This window comes from Mesorhizobium sp. M7A.F.Ca.CA.002.05.1.1 (genome assembly GCF_003998335.1).
Classification (GTDB): Bacteria; Pseudomonadota; Alphaproteobacteria; order Rhizobiales; family Rhizobiaceae; genus Mesorhizobium.
Map to the genome: position 1 here is coordinate 1 of NZ_RZQI01000821.1, position 2,659 is coordinate 2,659.

Annotated in this window: 3 protein-coding genes and 1 pseudogene; all 4 read right to left on the bottom strand. The window is 59.9% G+C overall.

What is annotated here, in order from left to right; translation table 11 throughout:
• Positions 1–117 precede the first annotated feature (117 nt).
• Positions 118–588 carry a hypothetical protein gene (locus EN939_RS39405; protein WP_127271127.1) on the bottom strand — a complete coding sequence of 157 codons (471 nt, stop codon included), beginning with the start codon at positions 586–588 and terminating at the stop codon, positions 118–120.
• 5 nt (positions 589–593) lie between these two features.
• Positions 594–1,496 carry an aldose 1-epimerase family protein gene (locus EN939_RS29005; RefSeq protein WP_127271128.1) on the bottom strand — a complete coding sequence of 301 codons (903 nt, stop codon included), beginning with the start codon at positions 1,494–1,496 and terminating at the stop codon, positions 594–596.
• A 204-nt stretch (positions 1,497–1,700) separates the two neighbouring features.
• Positions 1,701–2,417 carry a Bax inhibitor-1/YccA family protein gene (locus EN939_RS29010; protein ID WP_127271130.1) on the bottom strand — a complete coding sequence of 239 codons (717 nt, stop codon included), beginning with the start codon at positions 2,415–2,417 and terminating at the stop codon, positions 1,701–1,703.
• A 23-nt stretch (positions 2,418–2,440) separates the two neighbouring features.
• A pseudogene (locus tag EN939_RS29015) lies at positions 2,441–2,659 on the bottom strand (anti-sigma factor family protein); the annotation flags it as partial.

Consider the following 2,659-nt stretch of genomic DNA (forward strand, 5'->3'; position numbering starts at 1 on the left):
CGTCGAGGTAGCGTGCCACCGCGAGCGCGAGCCGAGGGTTCGGATTGCGGCTGAAATACAGCTTCATTGGGCACCGACGGTCTGAGCGACCACGCCATAGTCGATCATGGGCGGTCTCTATGCAGCTTCGAAGCCAGCTCGAGCGTCCATGTATCCTGACGGACTGGGCTCGCTTTTCATCATCGTTTTTCGCCAAGCTTCCTGCTCGGCATTTATCAGAGCCAATTCCCAAACACAGGCAACAACAGATCTCTTTACCGTATCCATCGGTTCGGCGGCGGAATACAGCTTCCGATAGATATGCTGACAAAGCACCGAACCTTGTATCCACCAGTGAACCGAGATGGAAACACCCAGCTCGCCAGGATGAATAATCACAAAGCCCATGCCATTGTCGTCACCCTCGTCCACCACACGCGGCAGAACCTCCTGTCGCACGAATGACTGTGCCAGGGTCACCATGGGTCCGTCGACCTTCTTGTTGTCTGCGACGAGGCCATAGACTTTGAGCTTGAGACCGCCAATGTCCCATTGGCCCAAATTCAAAACACCACGTGGATGGTAGATCTCGATTGTTTCAGAATTCACTGGGCTCACTCCAATTCAGCCATTCGCGCACGACGCTGCAGCAGACGTACCTGATAGCTCAGAACACGCTTCGCGGCAGGCTCGATCAACATCACGCTAGGCTTATCGATAAACTCACCATCGAAATCCACCGGGCTTGCAAGGCCATGCCAGGGTTCGATGCAAAGAAATGGCGCGCCGCCGGGTTTGGACCAGATACCCAATTCCTGGAATCCCTGCCACAACATCTCGATCGCGGGACCGCTCTCGGCAGCGTAGCGCACGCTGGAACTGACGGGCCGATCCATGATCACCGCGTCCTCGCCGAAGAGCCTTTCGGAGAGTGCCAGCCTTTTGCCTTCCACAGGCGTCGGTTGTGGCGCTTTCAGCAGCAGGCCGTCCTTCAGGCGGCGGATCGGCGCTTGCTCGGCGGAGGCAAAGGTCAGCTGGTAATCCGTCTTGGCCAGATCCGGAAGCAAAGGCCAATTGAACGCCGGGTGCGCCCCGATCGATGCCGGCAGCGGCTCATCGCCGGTGTTGGTGATGTCGAAGGTCACATCAAGCTGATGGCGGTCCAGCGTGTAAGTCACTGCCAGGCGAAAGGCGAAGGGGTAGTGCGCGCGGGTATCGGCATCGTCGGTGAGCACCAACGTGCAGGATCGTGGTCCCCTCTGCGCCCAGGCGAACGGCTTGTCGCGCGCGAAGCCGTGCTGGGTCATCGGATAGGTCTGGCCGCGATGGCGCAGTTGGTCGCCCTTCAGCCGGCCGACGATTGGAAACAGCACCGGCGAGTGACGCCGCCATTCCGGACCGGCCTGCCACAGAAACTCTGTGCCGTCGGCATCGCGTAGGGAGACAAGTTCGGCGCCCTGCCCGACAACAGTCGCCGAGATGCCGTCACCGTGAAGCGTCAGGCTGTCCTGTTCCATGCGTCCTCGCGGCTATCTGGCGTGGCCGGCAGGCTAGCAAAAGGGGACGTGCGAACTCAAGAGCGGCAGATTTACATCGCGTCTCAGTCAGCCGCGATGAACGATCCACCGCACATGGCAAATGCTGCCTCAAATAAAAAACCGTGGCCGGAGGTTTCCCTCCGGCCACGGTAAGTTGCGAAATGTTGCCTGCTACGGTCCGGATTACTCGCGTTCGCCGGTGAAGTTCAGCAGCAGCTGGAAGATGTTGATGAAGTTCAGATAGAGCGAGAAGGCGCCGAAGACGGCAAGTTTCTGGCGCGATTCCGCGTCGAAATTCTCGGCATACTGTTCTTTGATCGTCTGCGTATCCCAGGCGGTCAGGCCGATGAACACGGCGATGCCGATCACCGAGATGGCGAACTGCAGCGCGGTCGAGCCGAGGAAGATGTTGACGATGCTGGCGATCACCACGCCGATCAGGCCCATGATCAGGAATGACGAGAACTGGGTCAGGTCGCGCTTTGTCGTGTAGCCGTAGAGACTGGTGGCGCCGAACATGGTGGCGGCGATGAAGAAGGTGCGCGCGATGCTGGTTCCGGTGAAGACCAGGAACACAGAGGCGAGCGACAGGCCCATGACCGCGCAGAAGGCCCAGAACATCGCCTGGGCACTCGCCGCCGACATGGTCTGCATTTTGAACGAGAACAGCAAGACGAAGGCGAGCGGTGCCAGCATCACCACCCATTTCAGCGGGCTGGAGAAGATCGGCACGTAGAGCGCCGGCGTCGATGAGATCATGAAGGCGACGAGGCCGGTGACCACCAGGCCGACGCCCATGTAGTTGTAGACGCGCAGCATATGCTGGCGCAGGCCCTCGTCGAAGATGGCTCCGGTTTGGGCGCCGGCGCCGACGCGATATCCCAGATTGGGGGTGTTCATTTGCGTTCTCCTTTGTGGATCGATCAGTAAAGCGTCTTGGCAAGCGTCTCGGCGGCGCGGTCGAGGTCGTGGACCTCGCTTCGTCCGACCACCGCATAGGCGACATCGCCGATCTGGAAATAGGCCGACGAAATGTCGCCCGAGGGCGCTATCGCCGGCTTGACGACGTCGAAGGTTCCGGGCCGGATCGCAAACAGCGACACCAGCCCCATGTCTTTCGTCTCGACCGCCATCTCGACGCT

Bases quoted from the DNA above. Each gene is read 5' to 3' on its own strand.
- EN939_RS29005 (WP_127271128.1), bottom strand. From the start codon at position 1,496: ATGGAACAGGACAGCCTGACGCTTCACGGTGACGGCATCTCGGCGACT.
- EN939_RS29010 (WP_127271130.1), bottom strand. From the start codon at position 2,417: ATGAACACCCCCAATCTGGGATATCGCGTCGGCGCCGGCGCCCAAACC.